The organism is Methyloversatilis discipulorum, from assembly GCF_018780585.1.
Classification (GTDB): domain Bacteria; phylum Pseudomonadota; class Gammaproteobacteria; order Burkholderiales; family Rhodocyclaceae; genus Methyloversatilis; species Methyloversatilis discipulorum_B.
Genome location: NZ_JADMJL010000012.1, coordinates 89,082 through 111,530 on the forward strand (window position 1 = coordinate 89,082; position 22,449 = coordinate 111,530).

At 67.8% G+C, this 22,449-nt stretch carries 24 protein-coding genes; 15 read left to right on the forward strand and 9 right to left on the reverse strand.

Annotated features, from left to right (window positions below):
• The first annotated feature begins 117 nt into the window (after positions 1 to 117).
• The 6 genes from IV112_RS05060 (at position 118) to IV112_RS05085 (ending at position 6,488) form a co-directional block, all read left to right on the forward strand.
• Complete coding sequence (locus IV112_RS05060) at positions 118 to 678, forward strand: carboxymuconolactone decarboxylase family protein (RefSeq protein WP_304001439.1); 561 nt, start codon at positions 118 to 120, stop codon at positions 676 to 678.
• The gene (locus tag IV112_RS05065; protein ID WP_304001441.1) at positions 675 to 1,772 is read left to right on the forward strand and encodes an acyl-CoA dehydrogenase family protein; all 1,098 of its coding nucleotides are present in this window, start codon (positions 675 to 677) and stop codon (positions 1,770 to 1,772) included. Before IV112_RS05060 ends, IV112_RS05065 begins: the two co-directional genes overlap by 4 nt.
• Entirely contained in the window at positions 1,769 to 2,584 is an 816-nt protein-coding gene (locus IV112_RS05070; RefSeq protein ID WP_304001444.1) for an ABC transporter ATP-binding protein, read from the forward strand. Before IV112_RS05065 ends, IV112_RS05070 begins: the two co-directional genes overlap by 4 nt.
• 28 nt (positions 2,585 to 2,612) lie before the next feature.
• A complete protein-coding gene (locus tag IV112_RS05075) occupies positions 2,613 to 3,845 on the forward strand; it encodes an ABC transporter substrate-binding protein (protein WP_020164537.1) in 1,233 nt (410 codons plus the stop codon).
• The gene (locus IV112_RS05080; protein WP_020647621.1) at positions 3,845 to 4,591 is read left to right on the forward strand and encodes an ABC transporter permease; all 747 of its coding nucleotides are present in this window, start codon (positions 3,845 to 3,847) and stop codon (positions 4,589 to 4,591) included. The genes IV112_RS05075 and IV112_RS05080 overlap by 1 nt, the downstream gene beginning before the upstream one ends.
• Before the next feature lie 118 nt (positions 4,592 to 4,709).
• Positions 4,710 to 6,488 (forward strand): ABC transporter ATP-binding protein, encoded by a 1,779-nt coding sequence (locus IV112_RS05085; protein WP_304001447.1) that lies wholly within the window; start codon positions 4,710 to 4,712, stop codon positions 6,486 to 6,488.
• A 25-nt stretch (positions 6,489 to 6,513) separates the two neighbouring features.
• Here IV112_RS05085 and IV112_RS05090 read toward each other — a convergent pair whose 3' ends face one another.
• Complete coding sequence (locus IV112_RS05090; RefSeq protein ID WP_304001449.1) at positions 6,514 to 7,350, reverse strand: hypothetical protein; 837 nt, start codon at positions 7,348 to 7,350, stop codon at positions 6,514 to 6,516.
• A gap of 300 nt (positions 7,351 to 7,650) precedes the next feature.
• Here IV112_RS05090 and IV112_RS05095 point away from each other — a divergent pair, with 300 nt between their 5' ends.
• From IV112_RS05095 to IV112_RS05135, 9 genes are all read left to right on the forward strand, one after another.
• Complete coding sequence (locus tag IV112_RS05095; protein WP_304001451.1) at positions 7,651 to 8,433, forward strand: GntR family transcriptional regulator; 783 nt, start codon at positions 7,651 to 7,653, stop codon at positions 8,431 to 8,433.
• Positions 8,426 to 10,165 (forward strand): fumarate reductase/succinate dehydrogenase flavoprotein subunit, encoded by a 1,740-nt coding sequence (locus tag IV112_RS05100; RefSeq protein WP_304001454.1) that lies wholly within the window; start codon positions 8,426 to 8,428, stop codon positions 10,163 to 10,165. The genes IV112_RS05095 and IV112_RS05100 overlap by 8 nt, the downstream gene beginning before the upstream one ends.
• Before the next feature lie 11 nt (positions 10,166 to 10,176).
• Positions 10,177 to 10,422, forward strand: coding sequence for a 4Fe-4S dicluster domain-containing protein (locus IV112_RS05105; RefSeq protein WP_008059591.1), 246 nt, complete (start codon positions 10,177 to 10,179; stop codon positions 10,420 to 10,422).
• A gap of 73 nt (positions 10,423 to 10,495) precedes the next feature.
• On the forward strand, positions 10,496 to 11,914 hold the full coding sequence (locus tag IV112_RS05110; protein WP_304001458.1) for an ABC transporter substrate-binding protein: 1,419 nt from the start codon (positions 10,496 to 10,498) through the stop codon (positions 11,912 to 11,914).
• A gap of 17 nt (positions 11,915 to 11,931) precedes the next feature.
• On the forward strand, positions 11,932 to 12,801 hold the full coding sequence (locus IV112_RS05115; protein ID WP_304001460.1) for an ABC transporter permease: 870 nt from the start codon (positions 11,932 to 11,934) through the stop codon (positions 12,799 to 12,801).
• Positions 12,798 to 13,646, forward strand: coding sequence for an ABC transporter ATP-binding protein (locus IV112_RS05120; RefSeq protein WP_304001462.1), 849 nt, complete (start codon positions 12,798 to 12,800; stop codon positions 13,644 to 13,646). Before IV112_RS05115 ends, IV112_RS05120 begins: the two co-directional genes overlap by 4 nt.
• 3 nt (positions 13,647 to 13,649) lie before the next feature.
• Positions 13,650 to 14,618, forward strand: coding sequence for a HEAT repeat domain-containing protein (locus IV112_RS05125; RefSeq protein WP_304001464.1), 969 nt, complete (start codon positions 13,650 to 13,652; stop codon positions 14,616 to 14,618).
• 84 nt (positions 14,619 to 14,702) lie between these two features.
• The gene (locus IV112_RS05130; RefSeq protein WP_304001466.1) at positions 14,703 to 14,849 is read left to right on the forward strand and encodes a hypothetical protein; all 147 of its coding nucleotides are present in this window, start codon (positions 14,703 to 14,705) and stop codon (positions 14,847 to 14,849) included.
• 120 nt (positions 14,850 to 14,969) lie between these two features.
• Complete coding sequence (locus IV112_RS05135; RefSeq protein WP_304001467.1) at positions 14,970 to 15,926, forward strand: PEP-CTERM sorting domain-containing protein; 957 nt, start codon at positions 14,970 to 14,972, stop codon at positions 15,924 to 15,926.
• A gap of 17 nt (positions 15,927 to 15,943) precedes the next feature.
• Here IV112_RS05135 and IV112_RS05140 read toward each other — a convergent pair whose 3' ends face one another.
• From IV112_RS05140 to IV112_RS05175, 8 genes are all read right to left on the reverse strand, one after another.
• Positions 15,944 to 17,320 carry an FAD/NAD(P)-binding protein gene (locus IV112_RS05140; RefSeq protein ID WP_304001470.1) on the reverse strand — a complete coding sequence of 459 codons (1,377 nt, stop codon included), beginning with the start codon at positions 17,318 to 17,320 and terminating at the stop codon, positions 15,944 to 15,946.
• A 122-nt stretch (positions 17,321 to 17,442) separates the two neighbouring features.
• Complete coding sequence (locus IV112_RS05145; protein ID WP_020164542.1) at positions 17,443 to 17,724, reverse strand: DUF2325 domain-containing protein; 282 nt, start codon at positions 17,722 to 17,724, stop codon at positions 17,443 to 17,445.
• A 180-nt stretch (positions 17,725 to 17,904) separates the two neighbouring features.
• Complete coding sequence (locus tag IV112_RS05150) at positions 17,905 to 18,540, reverse strand: peroxiredoxin (protein WP_020164543.1); 636 nt, start codon at positions 18,538 to 18,540, stop codon at positions 17,905 to 17,907.
• 114 nt (positions 18,541 to 18,654) lie between these two features.
• Positions 18,655 to 19,323: an RBBP9/YdeN family alpha/beta hydrolase gene (locus tag IV112_RS05155; RefSeq protein ID WP_029143675.1), complete on the reverse strand. Its 669-nt coding sequence runs from the start codon at positions 19,321 to 19,323 to the stop codon at positions 18,655 to 18,657.
• A gap of 19 nt (positions 19,324 to 19,342) precedes the next feature.
• A complete protein-coding gene (locus IV112_RS05160) occupies positions 19,343 to 19,564 on the reverse strand; it encodes a TOBE domain-containing protein (RefSeq protein ID WP_304001477.1) in 222 nt (73 codons plus the stop codon).
• Between the two features lie 11 nt (positions 19,565 to 19,575).
• Entirely contained in the window at positions 19,576 to 20,400 is an 825-nt protein-coding gene (locus IV112_RS05165) for an ATP-binding cassette domain-containing protein (RefSeq protein WP_304001479.1), read from the reverse strand.
• An 11-nt stretch (positions 20,401 to 20,411) separates the two neighbouring features.
• Entirely contained in the window at positions 20,412 to 21,203 is a 792-nt protein-coding gene (ssuC, locus tag IV112_RS05170) for an aliphatic sulfonate ABC transporter permease SsuC (RefSeq protein ID WP_304001481.1), read from the reverse strand.
• Between the two features lie 9 nt (positions 21,204 to 21,212).
• Entirely contained in the window at positions 21,213 to 22,442 is a 1,230-nt protein-coding gene (locus IV112_RS05175; RefSeq protein ID WP_304001484.1) for an acyl-CoA dehydrogenase family protein, read from the reverse strand.
• Positions 22,443 to 22,449: the final 7 nt, after the last annotated feature.

Here is a 22,449-nt window from a genome sequence, read left to right on the forward strand (position 1 = left end):
GGTCCCGACAGGGGTGTTTCGTGCAAAGCATTTTCTGGATTGCTGTGCACTTTCGATTGGTTGGGTTGCGCCGGGGGCGTCGCTAGAGTGCGGCCATCTTCAACACCGGCCAGCGTCATGACCCGCCTCACCCTGCACACCGCCGATACCGCACCCGAAGGAAGCCGTGCTCTCGTCGAGCGCGTGATCGCCAACAACGGCTTCCTGCCCAACCTGATCGCCGCGCTGTCGAACGCGCCGGTCGCGCTCGAAACCTATCTGACGGTCGGCGAGATCAACGGGCGTGCCAGCCTGTCGCTGGCCGAGCGCGAGGTGGTGCAGATCACGGCCGCCAGCATTCACGGCTGCGACTTCTGCGTGGCCGGCCACAGCGCGATTGCGCTGAAGAAGGCCGGCTTCGACAAGGCGGCGGTGGTCGCGTTGCAGCACGGGCGTCCGGTCGGCGATGGACGGCTCGATGCGCTGGCCGCGTTTGCGCGAGAGGTCATCGCCACCCGCGGCGCCGTCAGTGACAGCGCGCTGGCGGAGTTCACCGGCGCCGGTTTCCTGCCCGCGCAGGCGCTCGAAGTCATCCTCGGCATCAGCCTGGCGACGCTGTGCAACTTCGCCAACAATCTGGCGCAGAGCCCGGTCAATCCGCAGCTCGAACCCTTCCGTGCCGGTGTGCTGACGGCATGAACACGAACACTCACGAACGGCTGCCGGACGGCCTGCGCGACTGGCTGCAGCAACAGGCGCCGGCACTGAACGACGGCACCTCCGACGACGAGGCGCTGCTGCCCGCGCTGGCCACCGCCGGGCTGTTCGCCATCGGCGTGCCGCAGTCGATGGGCGGAACCGGAGGCAGCACCGGAGACGCGGTCGAGGCCATCGCCGCGGTGGCCGAGCACTCGCTGACGGCTGCCTTCGTGTTCTGGGGTCATCGCGCCTTCATTGAATATCTGCTCGCCAGCCCGAACGCGGCGCTGCGCGAACGCCGGCTGCCGGCCTTGCTGGCCGGCAAGCACGCCGGCGCGACTGGCCTGTCCAACGCGATGAAATTCCTTTGCGGCATTGAATCGCTGCAGATCGAGTCCAGCCGCACCGGCGAGGGCTGGCGTCTGGACGGCAAGCTGCCCTGGGTGACCAATCTGCGCAAGTCGGGTTTCGTGTTCGCGGCGGCGGTATCGTCGCGCGAAGGCGAGCCACCCTTCGTCGTTGCGCTCGACGGTCGCCACGCCGGCGTATCGCGTACGGCCGATCTCGACCTGATCGCGATGCGCGGCAGCAATACCGCGGCGCTGAACATAGACGGTGCGCTGATCGACGCGTCCGACGTGATCGCGCCGGACGCGCGTGACTGGTTGCCGCGCGTGCGCCCCGGCTTTCTCGGCCTGCAGTGCGGCCTGTCCATCGGCCTGGCGCGCGCCGCACTGGCCGCCGCGCAGGCGCGCTGCAACAGCGCCCGCGCCACGCTGCAGGACGAACTCGACGCGGTTGGCGACGCGCTGGCCAAGCAGGTGGTGGCGCTGCTCGACGGACTGGCCGCACAACGCTTCGTCAGCGACGCGGCGGCGCTGTTCCGGCTGCGCATTGCGCTGGCCGACACGGTGCAGCGTGCGGTGCAGCTCGAACTGCAGGCGAGCGGCGGTCGCGCCTACCTGGTCGATCCGCCGTTCGGTTTCGCGCGCCGCCTGCAGGAATCGGCCTTCGTGCCGGTCATCACGCCCAGCGTCACCCAACTGCAGGGCGAATTGCAGAAGCGCGCACAGGCGCAGGCGAGGGCGGCGTGAACGCAGTGGTGCCCAGGTCGCTGCTGCGCCCGGAGCCGGCGGCGCCCGCCGCGCCGGTGTCCACGCTGCGGGCACGTGATCTGGCCTACGCCTATGACGGCGGCAGGCCGGTGTTCAGCGGCGTGTCGCTCGAGGTCCGGCCGCGCGAGATCGTCTGCCTGCTGGGTGGCAGCGGGTGCGGCAAGTCTTCGTTGCTGCGCGTGCTGGCACGGCTGGAGGCGCCCGCCTCGGGTGACATCCACTTCCTCGGCGAGCCGCTGCAGGCGCCGCATCCGCGCGCCGCACTCGTTTTCCAGCAGCCAGGGCTGCTGCCCTGGCTTGATGCGGCGGGCAATGTCGGTTTCGGACTCGACTTCGAGCATCAACCTCGACTGGCGCGCAGCGAGCGCGCCGCGCGCGTCGAGCATGCGCTGTCCGCGGTGGGGCTGGCGGGACACGGACATCGCTATCCGGCACAGCTGTCCGGCGGCATGGCGCAGCGCGTGGCCCTTGCCCGCGCGCTGGCGCGCGAGCCGCAGCTGCTGTTTGCCGACGAACCGTTCTCCGCACTCGACGCCATCACGCGTGCCGAAATGCAGGCGCTGCTGGTGGAGCTGGTGCATCGCTGGCACACCGCGGCGCTGCTGGTTACGCACGACATCGACGAAGCCATCCTGGTGGCCGACCGCATCCTGCTAATGGGTGGCACGCCTGGCCGCATCGTCCGCGAATGGACAGTGGATATCGAGCGCCCGCGTGAGGCGCAGCCTGCGGCCGTGACCGCCTTGCGGCTGGACATCCTGAACGCGCTGCAGGTGCTGCGCGCGCATTGAAACCAAGACCATCAGAAGAGGACATGACATGAACAAGGATGGGAAGCTGCATATCTGCGCTTCGTCCGATTGCGGTTGCGGGCTGACGCGCCGCGACATGCTGAAGCTTGGCGCACTGACGCTTGCCGGTGTGGCGGCGCCGCTGCTGCGTGCGGGTGACGCGCGTGCGCAGGCCTTCAAGGGCGACGACCAGCCGGTGAAGATCGGCTACCTGCCGATTACCGATGCGACACCGCTGCTGGTGGCGCACGCGCGCAAGCTGTTCGAGGCGGAAGGCCTGAAGACCGAGTCGCCGCGGCTGTTCCGCAGCTGGGCGCAGATCGTCGAGGCCTTCGTTGCCGGGCAGGTGAACGTGATCCACCTGCTGACGCCCGCCGCGCTGTGGGTGCGCTACGGCTCGAAATTCCCGGCGAAGATCGTCGCCTGGAACCATGTGAACGGCTCGGCGCTGACCGTCGATCCGTCGATCTCGACCGTCGCCGATCTGGGCGGCCGCACGGTGGCCGTGCCTTTCTGGTACTCGATCCACAACATCCTGCTGCAGCAGGTGCTGCGCGCGAACGGTCTGACGGCGGTGACCAAGGCCAAGGAGGCGCAGCTGGCCGCGAACGAAGTGAACCTCATCGTGCTGCCGCCTGCCGAAATGGTGTCGGCACTGGCCGGCAAGTCCATTGCCGGCTACATCGTGGCCGACCCCTTCAACGCGTTGGCCGAAACCAAGGGCGTGGGCAAGGTGCTGCGCTTCTCGGGTGACGTGTGGCAGAACCACGCGTGCTGCGTCACCTTCCTGTCCGAGCGCGACACCAGCGAGCGGCCGGAGTGGGCGCAGCGCGTCACTAACGCCATCGTGCGTGCCCAGCTGTGGACGCGCAGCAACCAGCTGGATACCGCCAAGCTGCTGTCGGCGGCAGGCGAGGGCAAGTACACACCGCACGCGCTGCCGGTTCTTTCCAAGGTGCTGGCGGCGACCGACTACGCCAGCTACGAAGCGTCGGGCGTGGTGAAGAACAAGGGCTGGTACCAGCGCCGCATCGACTTCCAGCCCTATCCCTTCCCGTCCTACACCGAAGAGCTGGTGCGCGCGGTGAAGCAGACCCGGGTCGAGGGCGACACGAAGTTCCTCGATGCGCTCGATCCGGCCTTCGTCGCGCGCGACCTGGTCGATGACCGTTTCGTGCGCCGGGCCATCGACCTGGTCGGTGGACCCTCGGTGTTCGGCCTGCCGGCCGACCTGCGGCGCAAGGAAGTCGTGCGGGTGTGATGAGCGCGCGTTTCATCCTCCCGCTGGCCGGCCTGCTGGGCGCGCTGCTGCTGTGGCTGGCCGGTTCGGCCTGGCTGGCGCACGGCATGCCGATCGCGGCCGATTTCGCGCCGGCGCCGTCGGCCGACGCGCTGTGGCAGCTGCTCGGCAGCGGCGAGCTGTGGCCGCACGTGCTGGTGAGCCTGAAGCGGGTCGCGGTCGGCCTGCTGCTGGCCATTGCCATCGGTGTGCCGCTGGGTGTGCTGACCGGGCTGTCGCGCCGTTTCGCCCAGGGCACGACACCGCTGTTCCAGTTCCTGCGCATGGTGTCGCCGCTGTCCTGGATGCCGCTCGCGGTTATGGTGCTGGGCGTGGGCGACGCGCCGGTGTACTTCCTGCTCGCCTTCGCCGCGGTGTGGCCCATCCTGCTCAATACCGCGTCCGGCGTCGCGCAGCTCGATCCGAACTGGCTGCTGCTGGCACGCAGCCTGTCGGCCACCCGGCGCGAGACGGTGCTGCGCGTGGTGCTGCCCGGCATCACCGCGCACATCCTGACTGGCGTGCGACTGGCGATCGGCATCATCTGGATCGTGCTGGTGCCGGCCGAAATGCTGGGCGTGTCGGCCGGGCTCGGCTATTTCATCCTCGACACACGCGACCGCCTCGCCTACTCGGAGCTGATGGCCGTCATCGTGCTGGTCGGTGCGCTCGGTTACGCGCTCGATCACCTGGCGCGCAGCGCGCACGCCCGCTGGCTGCACCGCTGAGCACACGCGGTGCTGTGCCGTACACCTGCGGCCGCCCGGAGGGGCGGCCGTCTGTCATGATGGCGGCACGCCGCCGGCATCGATGAGCGGCCCGCCCGAAATCTTCCCCGAGCCCGCCATGCATCCGCTTTCCCGCCTGTTCTCGCACGCGCGCAACTACCGCCGTGACGTGCGCATCGCCTCGCTGTATTCCGTCCTCAACAAGTTCTTCGACGTGCTGCCGGAGGTGCTGATCGGCGTCGCGGTCGATGTGGTCGTGAACCAGAAGGCCAGCTTCCTCGCGCGCGTCGGCATCGTCGATCCGAAGGACCAGCTGGTGCTGCTGGCGCTGATCACGGTCGTCGTGTGGGTCGGCGAATCGCTGTTCCAGTACCTGTACGACGTGCGCTGGCGCGACCTTGCGCAGAACCTGCAGCACGACCTGCGCATGGAGGCCTACCGCCACGTGCAGAAGCTGGACATGGCCTATTTCGAGCGCAACCGCAGCGGCAATCTGCTGGCGGTGCTGAACGAGGACATCAACCAGATGGAGCGCTTCCTGAACGGCGGCGCCAACGACCTGATCCAGGTGTTCGTCGGTTCGCTGATGGTGGGCGGCGTGTTCTTCGTGCTGACGCACGAGCTGGCCTTCCTCGCGCTGGTGCCTGTGCCGCTCATCCTGTACGGCGCTTTCTGGTTTCAGCGCCGGCTCGCACCGCGCTACGGCGCGGTGCGCGAGGCGGCCGGCGCGCTGGCGGCTCGGCTGAACAACAACATCCAGGGCATCGCTACGGTGAAGGCCTACGCCGCCGAGGATTACGAGGCCGGCCACATCGAACAGGGATCGGATGACTACCGCGCACGCAACGGCGAGGCGATCCGGCTGTCGGCGGCGATCACGCCGGTCATCCGCATGGCCATCCTGGCTGGCTTCACGGTGACCCTACTTTATGGTGGCTTCATGGCGCTGAACGGCGACATCGGCGTCGGCAGCTATTCGGTGCTGGTGTATCTGACCCAGCGCCTGCTCTGGCCGCTGACGCGGCTGGCCGACCTGACCGATCTGTATCAGCGCTCGATGTCGTCGATCGAGCGGGTGATGAACCTGCTGCAGACGCCGGTGAACATCGCCTACGAAGGGCGGGCGCTGTCGCGCGCCGAGGTGCGCGGCGAACTGGTTTTTGACGAGGTGTCCTTTGCCTACGACGGAACGACCCGGCCCGCGTTGGATCGCGTCGACCTGCGCATCGACGCCGGCCGCAGCGCGGCCTTCGTCGGCAGCACCGGTGGCGGCAAGAGCACGCTGATCAAGCTGCTGCTGCGCTTCTACGAGCCGCAGCAGGGCAGGGTGCTGCTCGACGGCATGCCGATCGGTGAACTGAACCTGCAGGACCTGCGCCGCGCCATTGGCTATGTCGCGCAGGACACCTTCCTCGCCGACGCCTCGGTCGCACAGAACATCGCCTACGGCATGCCGGACGCCACACGCGAGGCGGTGATCGAGGCGGCGAAATCGGCCGAGGCGCACGACTTCATCGTTGCACTTCCGCAGGGTTACGACACGCCGGTCGGCGAACGCGGCCTGCGTCTGTCGGGCGGCCAGCGGCAGCGGCTGGCGCTGGCGCGCGCGATCCTGAAGGACCCGCCGATACTGGTTCTGGACGAGGCGACTTCGGCGGTGGACAACGAAACCGAGGCAGCCATCCAGCGCTCGCTGGAGCGTCTGGTGGTCGGCCGCACGACGCTCATCGTGGCGCACCGGCTGTCCACGGTGCGCCACGCCGACACCATCCACGTGATCGACGGCGGACGCATCGCCGAATCCGGTACGCACGACCAGCTGCTTGCGCTTGACGGCATCTACGCCTCGCTGTGGCGGCTGCAGACCGGCGAGCGGCGGGCCCGGCCGCACGTTTGAGAGGGGTTGGTCGGGGCGCCCGCGGTCAGCGCGCCTGCAGTCCGACGGTCGCAGCCAGGGCCCAGTCGTCGCGGCGCACGGTACGCGCACAGCCCGGCACCTCGTTCAGGGGCATCCGGTCATCCAGCATGCGGAACAGACCGGGCGCGGCCCACGGCGCGTGGCCGTCGACATTCGGCGCACTGCCTCCGGCCAGCAGGTCGTCCCGCCACACGGTGCGCGTTTCGAACGAAATGCGCGTGAGGCCGGTGTCATCGCCGACGCCTGCATGGGCATGCGCGCCGGAGAACGCGACCGGCGTGGCCGGTGGTACCTGCACCGGCCGCGCTTCTGCCGGATCGACGGCTTCCTGCAGGTGCGGGATGGCTTGATCGGCATCGACGGCGGTGCGGCCACCGGCGGCCGACCTTTCGAGCAGCGCCGGCATGTCGAAAGTCGCGCTGCTGTTCTTCAGCGGGCGTGACCACAGCGCCGGGTAGAGTGCAACCGTGCGGCCCGCGCTGTCCGGATAGACGGGTGCCCAACAGTTGGTCTGCGCGTACAGATTGCAGCCCCAGGTGTCGCGGTGGAGGGCGACCGTGGCGGTGCTCGCGTGGCGCCTGCACACGCTGTCCGGCGCCCAATGCGGCTGAAAGCGCAGGTGCAGCCGGTCGCAGGCGATGCGCGCAGGGTCCAGCCCCAGTGTTTCGAGCTGTGTGCGCCAAGGGCGCCGCGTATCGGCCGGAGCGCTAAACGCACGCTGTATTGCACTCAGCGTGTCGATCTGCTGCGCTGACGACAGGTGCTCGTGCAGTCGCTGCGGATCGCGCGGACGCAGTGCCTCTTCCGCCAAGCCTCGCGCGTGACTCACCAGTGGTGCCATGGCTCGTGCCGGCGATCTCGAAGACGTCACCGCGGTAGATGCGGTCGCGGAATTCGCGCGCGGACGCCAGCGCGTTGAAGAGGGTGTACATGGAGACGATGGAGCAATCGGGGCTTCGCAGCCGGAAACCATGGCTGCGGCCTTGGACGTCGTGCGCTGCTTCGAGGGTATGTGCCCATTCCGCGTCGGTGTTGTTGCGTTGCAAATCACTTGCCAGGGATTGCTTCGGAAAAAAGCTTGGTTCCCTTCGAGCAATGGCATCCCTAGTCTGCGCGGACTTGTCATAACAAGTTATTCCAAATGTCGAAAAGCAATCCCGCGCTGGTGCTGTTGCCCGATCTGCCGTCGCCGCTTTACGCGCGGCTGACCGAGCTCCTGAGGCTGCGCATCCTCGATGGCACCTATCCGCCGCACGGCCGCATGCCGTCCGAAAGCGAGCTGTGTTCGATGTTCGGTGTCAGTCGCATCACCGTGCGCCAGGCGCTGGGCGACCTGCAGAAGGCGGGCCTCATCTTCCGCATCCACGGCAAGGGCACTTTCGTGTCGCGCCCCAAAGCCTTCCAGAACGTGACCGCGCTCGAGGGTTTCGGCGAAGCGATGTCCCGGATGGGTTACGAAATCATCAATCGCGTCGACTACCTGCGCACCGCGCCGGCCGATGCGCGCGTCGCTGAGCGGCTGGGGCTGGTGGCGGGTGACCAGGTGGTAGAGATCCGCCGCGTGCGTCTGCTCAACCGCGAGCCGGTGTCGCTCGAGCTGACCTGGTTGCCGGCGCCTCTCGGTGAGCGGCTGAGCCGGCACGAACTGGTCACGCGCGACATCTTCCTGATGCTGGAGAACGACTGCGGCGTGCCGCTGGGCCACGCCGACGTCGCGATGGACGCCGTGCTGGCCGACGAGGACCTGATGCAGGCACTGCAGATCGAGGAGGGGGCGCCGGTCATGCACATCGAACGCCTGACCCACGCTGCAGACGGCCGGCCGGTCGATTACGAACACCTGTACTTCCGTGGCGATGCCTTCCAGTACCGGCTGCGCATCGACCGCGCGCGCAGCGCGCAGAGAGGAGCAGTCCATGAATGATGCCCTGGTCAGTGAATACGACCTGGTCGTGGTCGGTGGCGGCACCGCCGGACCGATGGCCGCGATCAAGGCGAAGGAACGCAACCCGGCGCTGCGCGTGCTGCTGCTGGACAAGGCGCACGTGAAGCGCAGCGGCGCGATTTCGATGGGCATGGATGGCCTGAACAACGCCGTCATCCCCGGTCACGCGACGCCCGAGCAGTACACCAAGGAAATCACCATCGCCAATGACGGCATCGTCAATCAGGCGGCGGTGTACGCCTATGCCCGCAACAGCTTCGCCACCATCGAACAGCTTGACCGCTGGGGCGTGCGCTTCGAGCGCGACGAAACCGGCGACTATGCGGTGAAGAAGGTGCACCACATGGGCGCCTACGTGCTGCCCATGCCGGAAGGGCACGACGTGAAGAAGGTGCTGTACCGCCAGCTCAAGCGCGCCCGCGTCGCCATCACCAATCGCATCGTCGCCACCCGGCTGCTGCAGGGCGACGACGGCGCCATCTCGGGCGTGATGGGCTTCGACTGCCGCACCGCGGCGTTCCACGTGATCCGCGCCAAGGCGGTGGTGCTGGCCTGCGGCGCTGCGGGCCGGCTGGGCCTGCCGGCCTCCGGCTACCTGATGGGCACCTACGAGAACCCGACCAATGCGGGCGACGGCTACGCGATGGCGTATCACGCCGGCGCCGAACTCGCCAACCTCGAGTGCTTCCAGATCAATCCGCTGATCAAGGACTACAACGGTCCGGCCTGCGCCTACGTGACCGGACCGCTGGGCGGCTTCACCGCCAACAGCCGTGGCCAGCGCTTCATCGAGTGCGACTACTGGAGCGGCCAGATGATGTGGGAGTTCTGGCAGGAGCTGCAGGGCGGCAACGGCCCGGTATTCCTGAAGCTGGACCACCTGGCCGAGGAAACCATACAGACCATAGAAACCATCCTGCATTCGAACGAGCGGCCCAGCCGCGGCGAGTTCCACGCCGGCCGCGGCACCGACTACCGGCGCGACATGGTCGAGATGCACATATCGGAAATCGGCTTCTGCAGCGGCCACAGCGCGTCCGGCGTGTGGGTGAACGAGCGCGCCGAAACGTCGGTCCAGGGTCTGTACTCGGCTGGCGACATGGCAGCGGTGCCGCACAACTACATGCTGGGCGCCTTCACCTACGGCTGGTTCGCCGGCGAGAATGCGGCCGACTACATCGCTGGCCGAAGTCTGGCCGCGATCGATGGCGCGCAGGTCGAGCGCGAACAGGCACGCGTGTTCGCGCCGCTGCTGCGCGAGAACGGCCTGGCGCCCAGTCAGGTCGAGTACAAGCTGCGCCGCTTCGTGAATGACTATCTGCAGCCGCCCAAGGTCACCCGCAAGATGGAAATCGGGCTCGAGCGCTTCGACGCCATCCGCGACGACCTGGAGCAGCTCCACGCCACCAGCGCACACGAACTGATGCGCGCGGCGGAGGTGTCGGTGATCCGCGACTGCGCCGAAATGGCCGCCCGCGCCTCGCTGTTCCGCACCGAAAGCCGCTGGGGCCTCTATCACTACCGGGTGGACCATCCGCAGCGCAACGACGCCGACTGGTTCTGCCACGCCCATCTGAAGAAGGACGACGCCGGCCGCATGACCAGCTTCAAGCGCGCGGTCGAGCCCTACATCGTGCCCATCGACAGCCAGGAGCGCTCCGCCTACGACCGGCTGCGCGTTGCTGGCGCAGAGCAGCCCGTTCCAGCCTGAAAAGACACGCCATGACCTTCACCTTCCGCGAAACCACCCAGCGCAGTGCCGCACCGGTCACCGTAGACCACGACAAGTGCATCGCCGACAAGGGCTGCACCGTCTGCGTCGACGTGTGCCCGCTGGACCTTCTCGCCATCGACCCGGACACCGGCAAGGCCTACATGAAGTTCGACGAGTGCTGGTACTGCATGCCGTGCGCGAAGGACTGTCCGACCGGCGCCGTGCGGGTCGAGATTCCCTATCTGCTGCGCTGAATCCCGCCCGCCGGTGCCGGCCGGACGGTCCGGTCAGCGTTCATTCACATCACGATTGCAGGAGAAACAACAGATGAAGATCACTTCGCTTCTCGCCGGCCTTGCGCTGGCATTCACGGCGGGCGCCGCTTCGGCCGCCGAAACCATACGCATCGCCATCGGCACCCAGGACACCACCATCAATTGCGCCACTGGCGGCCTGCTGGTGCGCGAACTGAAGCTACTCGAGAAATACCTGCCGCGCGATGGCAGGTACAAGGATGTGCAGTACGACATCCAGTGGCGCAACTTCACGTCGGGCGCGCCGCTCACCAATGAAATGGTGGCGGACAAGCTGGACTTCGGCGCCATGGCCGACTTCCCGGGCTCGCTGAACGGCGCCGCCCATCTGAAGGCGGGCAAGAAGAGCATCTTCCTGTCGGTGCTGTCGGGCAGCACCATAGGCAGCGGCAACGGCATCGTCGTGCCGAGCGGCTCCGCCGTGCAGTCGGTGGCCGAACTGAGGGGCAAGCAGATTTCGGTGCCCTTCGCCTCGACCGCGCACGGCCTGCTGCTGCGCGCGCTTAACGCGCAGGGCTGGGACGTTGAGCGCGACGTGACCATCGTCACCCAGGCGCCGGAAGTGGCCGGCAGCGCGCTGCAGGCGAACAAGATCGACGCGCACGCCAACTTCGTGCCCTTCGCCGACCTGTTCCCGTACCGCGGCTTCGCTCGCAAGATCTACGACGGTGCGCAGTCGAACGCAGCCACCTTCCACGGTTCGCTGGTCAATGCCGACTACGCGAAGAAGTACCCGGAAATCGTGGTCGCCTATCTGCGCGCGAGCATCGAAGCGGACCGCCTGATCGCCGCCGAGCCGGAAAAGTACAGCGAGCTGATCGCCAAGGTGACCGGCATCGAAGCCGAAGTGAGCTACCTGTTCCACGGTCCGCTGGGCCTGCAGACGCGCGATCTGTCGTGGAAGCCGGAATACCGCCAGGCGCTGGCCACTTCGATCGACACGCTGCGCCTGCTCAAGCGTCACGACTCCGATCTGACCGCCGACACCTTCATCGACGACCAGTACGTGCGCGCCGCGTTCAAGGCCGCTGGTCTGGACTACGACGCCCAGCTGAAGAATTACGACAAGCTGGCGCTGAAGGCGAAGGATGCGCTGACCGGCAAGGCCATCGACGATCCGAAGCGCGTGGCGCAGGTGTGGGTGCAGGGCGAGCCGCTGGTGCGTCATTACGCATCGCCGGAAAACGCCTTCGCCGACGTGAAGAAGATCGAGGCCGCCGGCAAGAAGGTGCGCGTGGTGTTCGCGCACGACCGCAATCTGGGCATCAAGCTGCTGGCCAGTCAGGCCTGGTTCGCGACCGACGCAAAGGGGCAGATCAACGCCTTCCTGCTCAAGGACGCCGCGACCGCGTGGGCGCAGGCCAACAAGGGCAAGGTGCTGGATTTCGCGGCGGTGCGCGGGCAGGCCGCCACGTTGGCTTCGGCACAGTAAGCGGAGGGCGGCCGACCATGTCTCTGCCTGACACGCTGGCGGCCGGGCTGGCGGGCCCGGCGGCACCGGTGGCCGGTCAGCCGCGGCGCCTGCCGCGCTGGCCGGCAGGGCGGCTGACGGCTTTCGCCGTGGGCGCGCTGTCGCTGCTGGCCAGCCTGCTGCTCTGGCATGCGCTGGCGACTTCGCGCGCCCATCTGGGCTTCATCACCTTCGCCCACGTGCCGCCGCCGTCCGAAGTGCTGGAGGCCGGCATCGAACTGCTGAGTTCGCCCAAGCTGTCGCTGCACGTCGGCCACAGCCTCGCGCGCATCGGCGCCGGCTATCTGTCGGCGGCGCTGGCCGGTGTCGGCCTGGGGCTACTGATCGGGCGCTTCCGCTGGGCCGCACGTGCGTTGCTGCCGCCGCTGGAAGTGCTGCGCCCGATACCGGCGGTGGCCTGGATTCCGCTCGCCATCCTGATGTTTCCGTCGACCGAGGTGTCGATGATGTTCATCACCTTCACCGGTGCGATCTTTCCCATCCTGCTGAACACCATACACGGCGTCGAGGCGGTCGATCCGCGGCTGGTGGCGTCGGCGCGCAGCCTGGGTACGCGCGGTCCGCGGCTGTTCGCCGAAGTCATCCTGCCGTCGGCCGCACCCGGCATCTTTACCGGGCTGTCCATCGGCATGGGGACCTGCTGGTTCTGCTTGGTGTCCGCGGAAATGATTTCCGGCCAGTTCGGCATCGGCTACTACACCTGGGAGTCCTACACCTTGCAGAACTACGCCGGCATCGTCGTCGGCATGCTGTTCATCGGCGCCTTCGGCATGGCCAGCAGCGCGTTGGTGCGCTGGCTGGGTCATTTCGCTACGCCCTGGTACCGGCTGCAGGAGAAGAAGGCATGACCACTGTCGTCCATCTGCGCGGCCGGGTCGACATCCAGCATCTGGACATCGAATTCGGTCAGGGCACCTCGCGCTTCAAGGCGGTCAGCGACGTGTCGCTGGCCGCCAGCACAGGCGAATTCATCTGCCTGCTCGGCCCTTCGGGCTGTGGCAAATCGACGGTGCTGGGCGCGCTGGCCGGCCACATCGTGCCGAGCGCCGGGCGTCTGCTGCTCGATGGCGAGGCAATAAACGGCCCGCATCCGGACCGCGGTCTGGTGTTCCAGCAGCACACGCTGTTCCCTTGGAAGAGCGTGCTCGACAACGTGGCCTTCGGTCTGAAGATGCAGGGCGTGCCGGGACCGGAGCGCACCTGGCGTGCGCGCGAGCTGATCGAGCTGGTAGGCCTGAAGGGCTTCGAACGCCACTACCCGTCGCAGCTGTCGGGCGGCATGCAGCAGCGGGTGGAAATCGCGCGCGTACTGATCAACCAGCCGCGGGTGCTGCTGATGGACGAGCCCTTCGGCGCGCTCGACGCTCAGACCCGGCTGAAGATGCAGCAACTGCTGCTCGACGTGTGGGCACGCATACGCACCACGGTGCTTTTCGTCACTCACGACATCGACGAGGCGCTCTTCCTGGCCGACCGGATTCTGGTCATGAGCGCGCGCCCGGGCCGCATCATCGACGACATCCGCGTACCGTTCGCGCGACCGCGCGAAGCGCAGCTGACGACGACGCACGCCTTCAACTCGCTGAAGCGGCACTGCCTCGAACTGCTGCATCCGCAGAATGGGCCGGCGCCGCTCGACCGTCTCTCTCCGCTGGGCGATTCCGTCCTGTCCGAAGCACACTTTGCGATCTGAACCATGAGCTTTTCACTGCAAACACAGTCTCCCACCGGCGACGACGCAGCCGACTGGACGGCACGCCTAAACAGTCGCGACGATGCGGTGCGACGCATCGCCGTCAGGGAGATCGCCGACCTCGAAGATCCGGATCTGCTGCCGCTGGTCGTCGCCGCGCTGCGCGATGACGTTTCCGCCGTCGTGCGGCGCGAAGCGGCGCTGCTGCTGTCGGGCTGGGAGGACGCGGCGGTGGTCGGTGCGCTCTGTGCCGCACTGGCCGATGAGGACGAGACGGTGCGCGGCGCGGCCGCGCAGACGCTGTCCGGTCTCAAGTCGGGCGCCGTCGGCGCCACGCTGCTGGCCCGGCTGGACCATTCGCATCCTTTCGTGCGGGCGGCCGTGCTGCGCGCACTGCGCGAACTGCGGCTGCCAGATGCGCTGCCTCCGGCGCTCCGGGCCTGCGCAGACAGCGATGCCAACGTGCGACGCGAGGCGGCCAGCGTGCTCGGCTGGTTGAAGGCAGCCGACGCGCTGCCGACGCTTGCCGCGCTGGCCGTCGCCGATCCGGACGCTGGCGTGCGCCGCGTCGCTACCGGCGCGCTGGGCGTCGATGGTGCGCCGGTCGATGCCCTGCTGGCGGCCCTGCGGGACATCGCCTGGCAGGTCAGGGAAGAGGCGGCCGTCACCTTGGGCAAGCTGCGTGTGGCGGGCGCAGCCGACGCACTGATCGCGGCACTTGGCGACGACTACTGGCAGGTCAGGCTGCAGGCCGCCCGTGCGCTTGGGCGGCTACGTGCCCGGCAGGCGCTGCCTGCGCTGGTCACGCTGCTGGCGCACCCGATCAGCAACCTGCGCAAGGAGGTCGCGCTGTCGCTCGGCGAGCTGGGCGACCCGGCCGCCCGGCTGCCATTGCAGCAGGCCGGCGCCGATGCCGATCCGGAGGTGCGCAAGGCGGTGCGCATCGCGCTGGCGCAGATCGACGCCGCCTGAGGCCGCGTTCAGTCGTCCGCGGCGAACCTCCGCGCGATCTCTTCCGGGGGAGCGACGCTGATCGTTTCACATCGGCTGTGCACGGTGCGCCGCGCCGACGCCATCCACGTGATCGACGGCGGACGCATCGTGGAATGCGGCACGCACGACCAGCTGCTTGCGCTCGACGGCATCTACGCCTCGCAGTGGCGGCTGCAGACCGGGGAGCGGCGGGCCTGCCGGCTTCCTTGATCGAGGTCAGATCGCACCGGGCACGGCAGGCATAGAAAGACGACAGGTGGTGCGCTGATGCACCGCCCGTCACGGCCGCATGCGAGGCCGTGATCCGGTCCACTGTCGATGGAGCCTGCCATGACGTCCAAACACCCTGTCCCGTTCCGCATCCGTGCCAGCCTCGCTGCGCTGCTGGGTACCGCCTGTCTGAGCGGCGCTGCTCAGGCGGTCCCGAACGACACCTTCCGCAGCTGGAGCTATGTGAGCCTGCCCGGTGGCGGCCTGCTGTCCGATGGCCAGCCGTGGAACGGCGATACCGCCTTGTGGAGCGGCGCCAGCTCGGCCTGGCTCGACGCCGACAGCCACGCGCGTTCGCAGATCGGTTTCGAGAATGGCCAGCTCGCGGCGAAGATCGAGGTCAGTGCCCGGTCGCCGGTCAATGGCCACGTCTACTCAGAACTGTTCTATCGCGATCAGGGTTTCGTCTGCGATGCCGATGCGTGCGGAATGGCCGTGCCCTCCGCGGCGTCGTTCACCGTGAATCTGCACCAGGACGGGCAGTTCACCGCGGGCAGCGCCAATTTCAGCGTGTCCTACGCACTGTGGTCGGCAGGCGCCTTCCACAGTTTCCACTTCGCGGTGCAACAGGGTGAGGGGCCGCTGGCACCCTATGGCGCGTTCTCCACCGAGAATCTGGTGACCGGGCAGTCGACGCTGGAACCGCTGATGATTGCCGGGCCGTCCGACCAGCCGGTGTTCAATCCCTTGTTCAACCTGGTGTGGGAGGACGACGATCAGGACGGCGTATACAACTTCGCCTATGACCTCAGTTTCACGGCCGCCACCCAGGGCGTTGACCTGAGGGAGGATCTGTTCATGTCCGCCTACGTCTACGGCACGCCCGACGGTCAGTTCTTCGATTCATTCAATTCCTTCCATTCCACCTGGACACCGGAGGCCGGTGCCGCGCTCTATGGCAGCGGCGGACGCGCGGTCGTTGGCCCGGTGCCGGAACCTGATGTCTGGGCGCTGATGGCGGCGGGACTGGGAATGGTGGCTGTCCTCGGCCGCGTGCGCCGCCGTGAAGTCGACTGATCGATCGCGGCTGACGCTCAACCGCCAGCGGCGAGCAGGCTGTCCACTGCCACCGCGGCGTGCTTGCGCAACTCGGGGATCGCGGTGGCTTCCCAGAACTGGGCTCGCAGCAGCGGGCCCACGTAGTACAGCCCGTCCACGCTGCGGCCGCGCGCGTCGGTGGCCCGGCAGCTGGCGTCGACCATCAGGCCGAGCTTGAGCGGGTCCTGCGTCATCAGACCACTTTCCAGCAGACGGTGCAGCAACGGTGCGCGCTGGGCGTCGATGCGGTGACCCGGGCCGGTGCAGTTGACGACGCGGTCGAACTGCTGTGCCTGCGGACCGCGGCGGGCGTCATCCCAGCGTACGGTCACTCCGCCCTCATCAGCTGCGGCAGCGCGCAGCCGTCCGGCGCCGACGGTGAGGCGACCGTCCTGCAGCAGCGCGTTCATCGCGTTGAAGGGCTCGGGAGCGGTGCGGTGGCGCAGCACCTCCCAGTGCGGCCGTACGTGGCGCACGAAGCGCCGCTTCTCGCGCTCGTCCAGGCTCTGCCACAGCGCCGGCGTCAGGGCACGCAGCGAGCCGATCACGTCGCGCCAGTCGACGCAGGCTCGCTCGGCCTGGGCGACCGCGGCGCGCACCAGGCGAGTGAGCGCACGCGCACTGCGCGCCTGCAGCAGCGCTTCGCGGTCGAGCGGGATGGTGGCCGGAGGTGCGTCCTGCGCGCGGTGCGAGCGCGGCAGCAGGCCGCGGCGCGACAGCGCGGTGATCGGACCGCGATGGCCGCGCCGCGCGAGGTCGACCACCACATCGAGCATGGTCAGGCCGCTGCCGAGTATCAGCACGCGCTCGTCGGTGCCGATGTGCTCGACGGCGCCCGACCACGGGTCGTTGATGTAGGCGGCGCCCAGCGCATCCACACCCGGCAGTGGCGCGACCGGACTCAGGTGTCCCATCGCGAGGATGACGGCATCGGCATCCAGCGTCGCGTCGCCTGACAGGTGAAGACGGAAGCCGCCGGCAAGGCGCCGCTCGATGGCATCGACCCGCGCCGTTCGGATGTCGAGGCGGCCCGGATGGGCGTCGGCGGCCTGGCGCAGGCGCTGTTCCAGATACTCGCCGTACAGCATGCGCGGCACGAAGGCGCTGGCGCGGTAGCGATGCCCCGTCTCGTCGAGGTAGCGGACGAAATCGCCTTCCTGCGCCGGATCCATGCCGAGGCGGCCGGCCGGCACGTTGAGCAGGTGCAGCGGCGAACGGGTGCCGTAGGCCAGACCACGGGCGACCGGACCGGAGGCGTTGATCAGGCTGACCTGCCAGCCATCGCCGCAGCGGGCGAGGAACTGACAGGCGCAGGCCGTGCCGCTGAAGCCGGCACCGATGATGACGAGCGTGCGCACGCGGAAACCTTTCACCAGGAGGGCCGAAGCAGATGGATGCTCCGGCGTACCCGGCGACTATAGCGCCCGCCGCCTTGCGTTTCCGTGACTCGGAACCGCGGCGCAGGCCGCGGCCGTGATGCAGTTCCCGACCGGGCTCAGGCCGCCAGCTGCGACAGTGCGTTGCGTATCTGCGAGCGGCTGCGCGCGCTGTAGACGACCGGCAGTCCGTGCTGGCTGGCAAGCCTGCGCACGCGCGCGGCCATGCCGTGATTGACGTGATCGATCAGCAGCACGATGCCGCGCAGGTCGCGCGGCAGCGGTTGATGGTGGTCGGCGGCGCGTCGGCCGCTCCAGTGATGCAGGCGGTCTATGCCGGCCTCGCGTGCCGAGTCAGCGAACTGGTTGGGGTGGTCACCGCCGACGACAAGGATGGCCATCTGATGTACTCCGGATTGCGATGGCTCGACCTTACGGACTGCCCGCAGCCGGGGGAACTGAATTGTTCTGCGCAGCTTCTTCTGCACAGCTTTGCCGGATGAAGCCTATGTGCAGCCCGACGGTGGACGAAAAAAAGCCCGGCCGGAGCCGGGCGTTTCGATGCCGGAGTGGCCGTTTGTTTACTTCGGCTGCGGCGTCAGGCGCAGATAGGGCCGTACGGCCTTGTACCCGGCGGGGAAGCGGCGCGCGATCTCGTCCGGGTCCTGCAGCGAGGGCACGATGACCACGTCGTCGCCGTGCTTCCAGTTGCCCGGCGTAGCGACCGAGTGCTTGTCGGTGAGCTGCAGCGAGTCGATCACGCGCAGCACCTCGTCGAAGTTGCGACCGGTGCTCGCCGGGTAGGTGATGATGAGGCGCACCTTCTTGTTCGGATCGATGATGAACAGCGAGCGCACGGTCAGCGTGGCATTCGCGTTCGGATGGATCATGTCGTACAGCTCGCTCACCTTGCGGTCGCCGTCGGCGATGATGGGGAAGTTCACCGTGGTGTTCTGCGTGTCGTTGATGTCGGCGATCCAGCGCGTGTGCGATTCCACCGGGTCGACCGACAGTGCGATGGCCTTGACGCCGCGCTTGTCGAATTCGCTCTTGAGCTTGGCGGTGAGGCCCAGTTCGGTGGTGCATACGGGCGTGAAGTCCGCCGGATGCGAGAACAGCACACCCCAGCTGTTGCCGAGCCATTCATGAAAACGAATGCGGCCCGCGCTGGAGTCCTGTTCGAAGTCGGGGGCGATGTCGCCCAGTCTGAGAGTCATGATGTGGTCCTTTCATTCAAGAAGTGCAGGGTCTGCTGGCGTCGGGAGTCTGTCGCGGTCGTCGGGGGACTGCGAGCATCAATGCTAGTCCGGATACTTCGGCGTGCAGCGGCATCAGAGCGTCGCCCGCGACTGGCGTCGAAGCTTTGCCAACCAGCCGTGCCGGCGCGGGGCCGGTTCGTTTCCTTCCGCGAAGCTGCCCAGCGGAAGGTCACGTTGTGCATGATGCATCAGTCGGAACAGGCGCAGGCATTGCGGCCAGGCGCCCTGATGAACGGTCGGGTCGATATTGCCCAGTGCGCTGGTCAGCAGCAGTCGGCTGCCCCACCTGTCGGCCCACTGGCTGGCGGTGACCAGACGCATGTCCGGATCGTCGGCGCTGGCGATCACCAAGGAGGTGAAGCCCAATGTCGTCTGCGGCAGCAGTCCCGAGATCGACGGCTTGCGGGGTATCGTCTCTTCACCCTCGATCAGCGGACCGTCGGCACCGTAGCGTTCGGGGTCGACGGGTGTCACCAGCAGCGCGCCGGCGACGCGATCGGTCCGGTCGGAGGCGGCCATGATGGCCGCAAGGCAACCGAAGCCATGCGCGATGAGCCAGACCGGGCCGGCCGAGCGGGCGATTGCCTGCTTCACGCGACCCGTCCGGTGTGCCAGCACCGGCGAACTCCACTCGTCGTGCGGCACGCGGCGCGCCTCCGGAAGTTCGCCTTCGAGCCATGACAGCCAGTGTCCCGGTGGCATGCCCTGTAGCCCGGGAATAATGAGGACGGTGGACGTCATGGCGATGCGCTGCTCGCGATCAGCTGCCGATGCGGGCGATCGACACTTCGGTGGATTTCACCAGCGCGACCACTTCGACGCCCGGCTTCAGGCCCAACTCATCGACCGAACGGGTGGTGATGACCGAGGTGACGATGCCGGCCGGCGTGTCGACATCGACCTCGCTGACCACGTCGCCGCGGACGATCTCCCTTACCTTTCCCTTGAACTGGTTGCGTACGTTGATTGCGGTGATGGCCATGCTGTTTCCTTTCAGATTGCGAACGAAATATGGGCAATGCCCGGTGTCCAGGCGTCGGTCGACGCCGCGGAGGATTCAATGGGCGGCGCACTGAGCACGCGCGACAGGATGCGCGCCTCGTAGGCAGAGAAGCCGTTGCTGGCGCGCTCGCGCGGGCGGGCGAGACGGACGTCAAGGTCGAGCGCGATGGCGCCGTCCTCGATCAGCAGCACGCGGTCGGCCAGCGCCACCGCCTCCTGTACGTCGTGCGTGACCAGGATGGCGGTGAAGCCTTGTTCCAGCCACAGCGACTCGATCAATTGCTGCATTTCGATGCGAGTGAGCGCGTCGAGCGCGCCCAGCGGTTCATCGAGCAGCAGCAGGCGCGGCGAATGCACCAGTGCGCGGGACAGCGCGATACGCTGGCGCTGGCCGCCGGACAGCTGGGACGGCCAGTCGCGTTCGCGGTCGGCCAGGCCGACACGCGCCAGCACTTCTCGGGCACGGCGGCGGAAGGCTGGCGTGAGGCCCAGTGACACGTTGTCGAGCACGCGCTTCCACGGCAGCAGACGCGCTTCCTGGAACATGATGCGCACGTCGTCGGCGCTACCGTCTATCGACAGTTCGCCTTCGCTGGCCTGGTCGAGGCCGGCCAGCAGGCGCAGCAGCGTGCTCTTGCCGCAGCCGCTGCGGCCGACGATGGCAACGAATTCGCCCGGACGGATATCGAGGTCTATGCCGTGCAGCACCTGGCGGTCGCCGAAGGCCTTGCCGATGCCGCGCAGCGTGACGGCCGCGCCGTTGATCACGCGTTCGGCGGCGCTCACTTTGCTGTTCTCTTCCGGTGAGAAGTACATGGTCGGCCTCCTCAGCGCGTCTGGTAGTTCGGGTGCCAGGACAGCCATACGCGTTCCAGCGAGCGGGCCAGCAGGTCGGCCAGCTTGCCGAGCAGGGCGTACAGCAGGATGCCCACCAGCACCACGTCGGTCATCAGGAATTCACGCGCATTCATCGTCATGTAGCCGATGCCTTCCTGCGCCGAAATGGTTTCCGCCACGATCAGGATGACCCACATGAAACCGAGAGAGAACCGCACACCAACCAGGATGGAGGGCAGCGCGCCCGGCAGGATGATGTCGCGGTAAAGCGCCCAGCCGCGCAGACCGTAGGAGCGGCCCATCTCTATCAGACCGGCGTCCACCGAGCGGATGCCGTGGAAGGTGTTGATATAGACCGGGAAGAACACGCCCAGCGACACCAGGAAAAGTTTGGCCGTCTCGTCGATGCCGAACCACAGAATGACCAGCGGGATCAGCGCCAGCGGCGGGATGTTGCGGATCATCTGCACGGTGGTGTCGAGCAGGGTTTCGACCCGTTTCCACGAGCCGGTGGCGAGGCCAAGCAGCAGGCCCAGGCCGCCGCCGATGGCGAAGCCGCTCAGAGCACGCTGCGCGCTCACCAGCACGTGGCGCCACAGTTCGCCGCTGACCGCCAGCGTCCAGAAGGCCTTCAGCACGTCGAGCGGCGCCGGCAGCACGCGGCTGGACAGCCAGCCAGTCTGCGCAGCGATCTGCCACAGCACGACCAGCGCGAGCGGCAGGCTCCACGGCAGCAGTTTCTGCCACAGATGCGGCAGCGAGGTATTTTTCCGGATACTCATGTCATGTCTTCAGGAATAGATGGAGGGCTCGGGCACGCGGTCGTCCAGCACCCAGCGGCCGATGTCCTGCAGCTTGTAGTCGAGGTTGTCGTGCAGCGTGTGCACGCGCACGTTGCGCCAGTAGCGGTCGTGGCCGTAGCGGGCGGCGGTGGCGCGTGCGCCCATCAGCTCGAACACGCGCGACGTCACGTCGAGTGCGGCGCGGCCGGCGGCGATCTTGGCCTGCCAGATCAGCAGCGCGACCTCGCCGCGTTCGCGCGCGGTCAGTGCGTCGCCATGTTCCCATGCCTGCTGCAGCGCCTGCTCCGCCTGGACGGCCAGCGCCAGCGCGCCGCGATAGGCGATCCACAGTTCAGCGAAGCGCACTTGGCCGTAGGGGTCGTCGGCGGCGCGGGCCACGCCGCTGGAGAACCAGGGGCGCGCTTCGTGCTGCACGTAGTTCCACGCGGCGCGCAGCGCACCCTGCGTGTTGCCGAGATAGATCTCGGTCAGGATGAGCTGCGACACCAGCGTGCGCAGCGTCGCCCGCGGCGTGCCGCGGGTGCCCGGCGGCCCGAGTATCTCGTCCGCCTCGACGCGCACGTTATCGAAGGTGACGGTGCCGCTGTCGGTCTGGCGCTGGCCGAGGTTGTCCCAGTCGTCGTGCACCGTGATGCCGGCGCGGTCGGACGGCAGACTGATGAACACCCGGTCGGCCGGGTCATCGCCGCGCGGTGCGGTCACGTTCAGCATGTCGGCGCCGGTGGCACCGGAGCAGAAGGACTTCACGCCGTTGAGCACGAAGTGGTCGCCCTCCGGCGTGAGCCGGATGCGGGTGTCCAGACCGTTGGTGGCATTGCCCCAGAACCAGCCTTTCTCCACCGTGTCGCCGAGCAGGCGGGCCTGCTGCGCCGGGTTGGCGAACAGCCGTACGCTGGCCACTTGCAGGTGCTGGAAGCCGAACAGGTGGGCGAGCGAACTGTCGGCTTCGGCAAAGCGGCGGATGATGGCGTAGATCTGCGGCCAGGGCAGTTCGGCGCCGCCGAATTCCGCCGGTACCGCGAGCGTGAGCAGGCCGCTGTCGCGCAGCAGCTGGCGTTCGGCCCAGGCGGTACCGCCGGCGCGGTCTCGCTCGGCGGCGGTGGCTTCGAGCCCGCGTGCGGTGCGCTCGACCGCGTCGGTATGGTGGCCGAAGTCGCGGTCGAACAGGTGCGCGGCCTCGCGGCGTTCGAGCTGGCGTGTGGTGTCCGGAGCATTCATTGCGGTC

Bases quoted from the DNA above. Each gene is read 5' to 3' on its own strand.
- ssuC (WP_304001481.1), bottom strand. From the start codon at position 21,203: ATGAGTATCCGGAAAAATACCTCGCTGCCGCATCTGTGGCAGAAACTG.
- IV112_RS05115 (WP_304001460.1), top strand. From the start codon at position 11,932: ATGTCTCTGCCTGACACGCTGGCGGCCGGGCTGGCGGGCCCGGCGGCA.
- IV112_RS05110 (WP_304001458.1), top strand. From the start codon at position 10,496: ATGAAGATCACTTCGCTTCTCGCCGGCCTTGCGCTGGCATTCACGGCG.
- IV112_RS05090 (WP_304001449.1), bottom strand. From the start codon at position 7,350: ATGGCACCACTGGTGAGTCACGCGCGAGGCTTGGCGGAAGAGGCACTG.
- IV112_RS05095 (WP_304001451.1), top strand. From the start codon at position 7,651: ATGTCGAAAAGCAATCCCGCGCTGGTGCTGTTGCCCGATCTGCCGTCG.
- IV112_RS05120 (WP_304001462.1), top strand. From the start codon at position 12,798: ATGACCACTGTCGTCCATCTGCGCGGCCGGGTCGACATCCAGCATCTG.
- IV112_RS05150 (WP_020164543.1), bottom strand. From the start codon at position 18,540: ATGACTCTCAGACTGGGCGACATCGCCCCCGACTTCGAACAGGACTCC.
- IV112_RS05165 (WP_304001479.1), bottom strand. From the start codon at position 20,400: ATGTACTTCTCACCGGAAGAGAACAGCAAAGTGAGCGCCGCCGAACGC.
- IV112_RS05160 (WP_304001477.1), bottom strand. From the start codon at position 19,564: ATGGCCATCACCGCAATCAACGTACGCAACCAGTTCAAGGGAAAGGTA.
- IV112_RS05145 (WP_020164542.1), bottom strand. From the start codon at position 17,724: ATGGCCATCCTTGTCGTCGGCGGTGACCACCCCAACCAGTTCGCTGAC.
- IV112_RS05155 (WP_029143675.1), bottom strand. From the start codon at position 19,323: ATGACGTCCACCGTCCTCATTATTCCCGGGCTACAGGGCATGCCACCG.
- IV112_RS05060 (WP_304001439.1), top strand. From the start codon at position 118: ATGACCCGCCTCACCCTGCACACCGCCGATACCGCACCCGAAGGAAGC.
- IV112_RS05100 (WP_304001454.1), top strand. From the start codon at position 8,426: ATGAATGATGCCCTGGTCAGTGAATACGACCTGGTCGTGGTCGGTGGC.
- IV112_RS05125 (WP_304001464.1), top strand. From the start codon at position 13,650: ATGAGCTTTTCACTGCAAACACAGTCTCCCACCGGCGACGACGCAGCC.
- IV112_RS05105 (WP_008059591.1), top strand. From the start codon at position 10,177: ATGACCTTCACCTTCCGCGAAACCACCCAGCGCAGTGCCGCACCGGTC.
- IV112_RS05065 (WP_304001441.1), top strand. From the start codon at position 675: ATGAACACGAACACTCACGAACGGCTGCCGGACGGCCTGCGCGACTGG.
- IV112_RS05175 (WP_304001484.1), bottom strand. From the start codon at position 22,442: ATGAATGCTCCGGACACCACACGCCAGCTCGAACGCCGCGAGGCCGCG.
- IV112_RS05080 (WP_020647621.1), top strand. From the start codon at position 3,845: ATGAGCGCGCGTTTCATCCTCCCGCTGGCCGGCCTGCTGGGCGCGCTG.
- IV112_RS05075 (WP_020164537.1), top strand. From the start codon at position 2,613: ATGAACAAGGATGGGAAGCTGCATATCTGCGCTTCGTCCGATTGCGGT.
- IV112_RS05135 (WP_304001467.1), top strand. From the start codon at position 14,970: ATGACGTCCAAACACCCTGTCCCGTTCCGCATCCGTGCCAGCCTCGCT.
- IV112_RS05085 (WP_304001447.1), top strand. From the start codon at position 4,710: ATGCATCCGCTTTCCCGCCTGTTCTCGCACGCGCGCAACTACCGCCGT.